Source organism: Streptomyces sp. SBT349, from assembly GCF_001083795.1.
GTDB lineage: Bacteria > Actinomycetota > Actinomycetes > Streptomycetales > Streptomycetaceae > Streptomyces.
Genome location: NZ_LAVK01000416.1, coordinates 1 through 5,816 on the forward strand (window position 1 = coordinate 1; position 5,816 = coordinate 5,816).

The 5,816-nt window shown below is 75.0% G+C and carries 5 protein-coding genes; all 5 read left to right on the top strand.

Features of this window, described 5'->3' with window-relative positions; translation table 11 throughout:
- The coding region (locus tag ADY01_RS31640) for an ABC transporter substrate-binding protein (RefSeq protein WP_049580165.1) at positions 1 to 1,549 on the top strand (1,549 nt) is incomplete at its 5' end.
- A gap of 2 nt (positions 1,550 to 1,551) precedes the next feature.
- Positions 1,552 to 2,499: an ABC transporter permease gene (locus ADY01_RS31645; protein ID WP_049580166.1), complete on the top strand. Its 948-nt coding sequence runs from the start codon at positions 1,552 to 1,554 to the stop codon at positions 2,497 to 2,499.
- Positions 2,496 to 3,311, top strand: coding sequence for an ABC transporter permease (locus ADY01_RS31650; protein WP_053171420.1), 816 nt, complete (start codon positions 2,496 to 2,498; stop codon positions 3,309 to 3,311). The genes ADY01_RS31645 and ADY01_RS31650 overlap by 4 nt, the downstream gene beginning before the upstream one ends.
- A complete protein-coding gene (locus ADY01_RS31655; protein ID WP_049580167.1) occupies positions 3,308 to 5,338 on the top strand; it encodes an ABC transporter ATP-binding protein in 2,031 nt (676 codons plus the stop codon). The genes ADY01_RS31650 and ADY01_RS31655 overlap by 4 nt, the downstream gene beginning before the upstream one ends.
- Positions 5,322 to 5,816 (top strand): SUMF1/EgtB/PvdO family nonheme iron enzyme (locus ADY01_RS31660; RefSeq protein WP_420715760.1); only part of this gene is annotated, 495 nt, incomplete at its 3' end. The genes ADY01_RS31655 and ADY01_RS31660, both read left to right, overlap by 17 nt.

The window sequence follows — 5,816 nt, forward strand, 5'->3', positions numbered from 1 at the left end:
GCTGCGCGGGCTCGGGGCGGTCGGCGCGCTCGGCGCCCCGGGCGCGGGCGCGGGGGCGTGCACGCCGGTGGCGCGCCGCTCCCCGGGGAGGGGCGGCGGGAGCCGCGGCGGAACGGTGGTGCTGTCCCAGGTCGACGACGTCAGCTTCCCGACCTTCCGGCAGCAGAACACGCCCAACTTCACCTGGCAGCGCCTCGTCTACAACACCCTCACCGAATACGACCACGCGACGCTCCGCCCCCGGCCCTCCCTGGCCACGGCGTGGGAGACGCGCGACGGCGGGCGGACCGTGGTGCTGCGGCTGCGCGAGGACGTGCGGTTCCACTCGGGGCGCCCGTTCGGGCCGCGGGACGTGATCGAGATGGTCGGCTGGCAGGCGGGCGAGGAGGGCGCCCCCGGCCAGCTGCGTTCCACCGCGGCGGCCGTCGCCGACGCCTCGGCCACCGGGGAGCACGAGGTGACCCTGCGCCTGGCCCACGGCGTGAGCAACTTCTTCGACCTGTGCGAGATCATGTTCATCGCCGATCACGAGTCGCTGGCCGAGGCCGAGTCCGGCGCCGTGCTCAACGGCACGGGCCCGTTCCGTCTCACCGACCACAGCCCCGGCGTGGCCCTGCGCTTCGACCGCAACCCGGACTACTGGAAGCCGGGCCTGCCCCGTCTCGACGGGGTGGAGCTGCGGATCGTCGGCGAACAGCAGGCCATCGTCGCCTCGTTGCAGAGCGGCCAGACCCATCTGGGCTTCCAGCTGGGCGGCAACCACCTCCACAACCTCAGGGCCGACGACCGGCTGCGCATCCACGAGCTGGCCAGCCGGGACTACGGCCACTACGTGGGCTGCAACGTGGAGGTCGCCCCGCTGGACGACCGCCGGGTGCGGCAGGCCATCTCCTGGGCCGTGGACCGCGAGAAGGTGCTGCGGATGGTGCTGGACTCGGTCGGCGCCACCACCTCCATACCCTGGGCCGCCACCAGCCCCGCCTACGACGAGGGCGCGGCGGCGCGCTACCGGCACGACCCGGAGCGCGCCCGCGCGCTGCTGCGCGAGGCGGGCGCGGAGGGCGCCTCCCTCGAACTGGCGATCCGCACCGGCGAGCCGGGAGGGGACCGTTCCACCGCCGAGATCGTGCAGGACGGGCTGCGGTCGGTGGGCCTCGACGCCTCCCTCACCGTCTTCCAGCCCGCCGACTTCCAGCAGCGCCTCGGCAGCGCGACGCTGCCGGGCCTGTGGGTCGCCGGCCACGGCTTCGGCCAGCTCGACCCGGCCACGCTGCTCAACGGCGCCTATCCGTTCAACGCCACCCGGAACGCGTCGAACTTCACCGACGGCCGCTACGCCGAACTGGCCGAACGGGCCTGGCGCGCCACGGGCGAGGAGGAGGCCGCCGCCACCTACGCCGAGGTCACCGACCTGCTGCTCACCGAGCAGTTCGTGATCGACCTGGTGAGCGGCGCCCAGTCCTTCGCCACCACCGAGGCGCTGCGCGACTTCGGCTACACCATGTTCAACGCGCTGGACCTGGACCGCGCCCACCTGGCGGGGGGCTGACCGTGCTCCGCTACCTGCTGCGCCGCCTGCCGTCCGCCCTGCTGGTCCTGCTGCTGGCCACCGTGCCGGTCTTCCTGGTCCTGCGGCTGTCCCCCGGCGACCCCGCGGCGACCCTCGCGGGGCCCGACGCCGGGCCCGAGGCCATCGACGCCGCCCGCGCGGAGCTCGGCCTGGACCGGCCGCTGGCCGCGCAGTACACCGACTGGCTCGGCGGCGTGCTCACGGGCGACCTGTCCACGTCGTTCGTCAACGGCGCCGAGGTCTCCGAGATCGTCTCGCGCGGCGTCGGCAACACCGGGATGCTCGCGATGTCCGCCCTGCTGCTGGCGCTGCTGCTCGCGTTCCCGCTGGGGGTCGCGGGCGCGATGGCGCGGTCCGGGTGGGTGCGCACGCTGCTGGCGGCGGTCAACGTGCTGATGCTGGCCGTCCCCACCTATGTGACCGGGGTGGTGCTGGTCCTGGTCTTCGCGGTGGGTCTGAAGGTCCTGCCGTCGGGCGGCTATGTGTCGTTCTTCGAGGACCCGGTGGCGGGCGCCCAGTTCCTCCTGCTGCCCAGCGTCTGCCTGGCGCTGCCCGCCGCCGCGGTGCTGGCCAGGTTCCTGACGGCGGCGCTCCAGCGATCCGTGCGCGAGGAGTACTGGTTCGCGGCGCGGATGAGGGGTCTCGGCCGGCGCCGGCTGCTGCTGCGGCACGGCCTGCCCAACTCGCTGGGCCCGGTGATCACGGTGCTCGGCATCCAGATCGGCCATCTGCTGGGCGGCGCCGTCATCGTGGAGGGCGTGTTCGCCTGGCCGGGGCTCGGGCAGGCGATGGTGCGCGCCGCGGAGGCGCGCGACTATCCGGTGGTGCAGGCGCTCCTGCTGCTGGCGGTGGCCGTGTTCATCGTGCTCCAGCTGCTCAGCGACGTTCTCGGCGCGGCCGTCGACCCACGGGTGAGGGAGCGGACATGACCGGGTCCCCCACGCGCCGGGCGAGCCCCGCCGTGCTCCTGAGCCTGGGTCTGCTGGCGGTGATCGCGCTGGCCGCGCTCCTCGTTCCGCCGTTCTACCCGCACGGCGCGACGGAGCTGGTCTCCGAGGAGCCGCTGGCCGCGCCGTCCGCGGGACACCCGCTGGGCACCGACGAGCTGGGCCGGGACCTGCTGGCGCGGCTGCTGGCCGGGGTCCGCGTCAGCCTGCTGGTGATCGTGGCGTCCGTGCCGCTCTCGCTGGTGGTGGGCGGGCTCCTCGGGCTGTTCTCCTCGGCCGGGCGGTGGACGGACACCCCGGTGCAGCGGGTCTTCGACGTGGTGCTGGCGTTCCCCGCGCTGATCCTGGGCCTGGCCTTCGCCGCGCTGCTCGGCGTGGGCACCGGGGCCGTGATCGTGACGGTCGCGGTGGCGGCCACGCCCATGTTCGGCCGGGTGCTGCGCGGCGCGGTGCGCTCCCAGAGCGCGCGGGACTACGTGCTCTCCGAGCGCGTCCTCGGCGTCTCCACCGCGCGGCTGTACCTGCGCCACATCCTGCCGAACTGCTTCGACGTGCTGCTGGTGCAGACGGCCCTGGCCTGCTCCACCGCCGTCTTCCTGGAGGGCGGCCTCAGCTTCCTCGGCCTCGGCGTCCCCCCGCCCGACGCCTCGCTCGGCAGCCTGCTCAACTCCAGTCTGACGTTCCTGACCTCCTCCCCCTTCTACGCCGTCGGGCCGCTCGTGGTCATCAGCGCGCTGGTGCTGTGCTTCACGCTCCTCGCCGACGCCCTCAACCGGAATCTGGCGGAACGATGACTGGCGGCACGCGTCCCGGAACCGACCGCGCGGGCGAGGGGCCCCTCATCGAGGTCTCGGGGCTCCACGTCGGCTTCGCGACCGCGTCGGGCCATGTGCGCGCGGTGCGGGGCGTGGACCTGGAGGTGCGCGCCGGGGAGACGCTGGGCGTGGTCGGCGAGTCGGGCTCGGGCAAGACCGTGACCGCCCTGTCGCTGCTGGGCGAGGTCCGCGCCCCCGGCCGGGTGGAGGCGGGCACGGTCCGCTACCGGGGGCGCGACCTTTTCGCCATGGCGGAACGTGAGCGGGCCGCGCTGCGCGGCTCGCGGATCTCGATGGTCTTCCAGGACCCGATGAACTCCCTGGACCCGGTGATGCGGGTGGGCCACCAGCTCGGTGAGACCATCCGGCTGCACCGGCCCGGCCTCGGCCGCGCGGCGGTGCGCGCACGCGCCCTGGAGCTGATGCGCCTGGTCGGCATCCCCGACCCGGAACGCCGCTTCGCCGACTACCCGTTCGCGTTCTCCGGGGGCATGCGGCAGCGGATGATGATCGCGCTGGCGATGAGCGGGGAGCCCGAGGTGCTGGTCGCCGACGAGCCGACGACCGCGCTCGACGTCACCGTGCAGGCCCAGGTGCTCGACGTGTTCGCGCGGCTGGGAAGGGAGTTCTCCACCGCGATCGTGCTGGTGACGCACAACTTCGGCGTGGTGGCACGGCTCTGCGACCGCGTGATCGTGATGCACGAGGGGCGCGTGGTGGAACGCGCCGGCGTGCCGGAGGTGTTCACCGGCGCCCGGCACCCCTACACCCGCGGGCTGATCGCCTGCGTGCCGAGGATGACGACGCCCCGGGACCGCGGGCTGCCGGTCGTCGTGGACGGCGCCCTGGGCGAGGAGGCGCCCGCGCCCCGCGCGCCCCGGCCGCGGGCGGCGCCCGGCGCCGCCGCCGTGCCCGCGCTGCGCGGGACCGGGCTGGTGAAGCACCACCGGGTGCGGGGTGGGCTGCTGCGCGGCGGCGCGGGCGTGGTCCGTTCCGTGGACGGCGTGGACGTGGAGGTGGCGCCGGGCGAGTCGCTGGGCATCGTCGGCGAGAGCGGCTGCGGCAAGTCCTCGCTGGCCCGGCTGCTGGTCCGGGCCGACGAGCCCACGGCGGGCCGGGTGGAGGCGGACGGCGCGGAGGTGACCGGCCGGTCGGGCCGCGGGCTGCGGGAGTTCCGCAGGACCGTGCAGATGATCTTCCAGGACCCGCTGGCCTCGCTCAACGGGCGGATGAGCATCGGCGCGCTGCTGGAGGAGCCGATGATCGTGCACGGCCTGGAGCCGGACCGGGCGGCGCGGCGCAAGCGCTGTGGCGAGCTGCTGGCGGCCGTCGGGCTGCCCGACGACATCCTGGACCGGCGGCCCCGGCAGTTCTCCGGGGGACAGTTGCAGCGCATCGCCATCGCCCGCGCGCTGGCCGTCGACCCGAGGGTGCTGGTCTGCGACGAGCCGGTCTCCTCGCTCGACGTCTCGCTCCAGGCCCAGGTGGTCAACCTGCTGGACGCGTTGCAGGCCGAACGCGGCATGGGCTACGTCTTCATCTCCCACGACGTGTCGCTGGTGCGGTACTTCACCGACCGGGTCGTCGTCATGTACCTGGGCACCGCGGTGGAGAGCGGCCCCTCCCCCGACGTGCTGGACGCGCCGCTCCACCCGTACACCCGCACCCTGGTCGACTCGGTGCCCGAGCCGGGCCCGTCCGCCGCGGAGCGGCGCGACGGTCCCGCGCCCGCCCCCGTCGGCGAGCCGCCCAGCCCTCTCGACCCGCCGGGCGGCTGCCGCTTCCACCCGCGCTGCCCGATCGGCCCGGCGTTTCGCGACCGCGAGGCGGAGGGGCGCGAACGGTGCGTGAGCGAGGCGCCCCCGCTCCGCGAGATACGCCCCGGCCGCACCACCGCCTGCCACTTCGCCGAGGAACTGCTCGGGGAGAGCGGGGACGAGGCGGACGGGGACGGGAAGAGCGGGATGGGCGAGAGCGAGGACGGATCCGGTGAACGAGACGCCTGAGCGGCCCGCGTGCTGCGCGCCGGGACGCGGCCGGGGCACGGACACGGACAGGGGAACGGGCGGAGGCGGGGGAACGGGACCGGCGGCCGGGACCGCCGCGCCGCACCCCGACCCGGACTCCGGCGGGGACGACGACGCCGCGGGGCCGATGGTGGCGCTGCCGGGCGGTTCGTTCCTCATGGGCAGCGACGAGGGCACGGGCTTCCCCGGCGACGGCGAGGGCCCGGCGCGCGAGGTGCGGCTCGCCCCGTTCTCCATCGCGGCGCACGCGGTGACCAACCGGCGCTTCGCCGCGTTCGCCGAGGCGACCGGTCATGTGACGGACGCCGAGCGGTTCGGCTGGTCGTACGTCTTCGCGGGCTTCCTGCCCGCGGTGCTGCGCCGCGAGGCCACGCGGGTGCCGGGGACGCCGTGGTGGTGCGGGGTGGCCGGGGCCACCTGGCGCCACCCGGAGGGGCCGGGCTCGGACGTCGGGGAC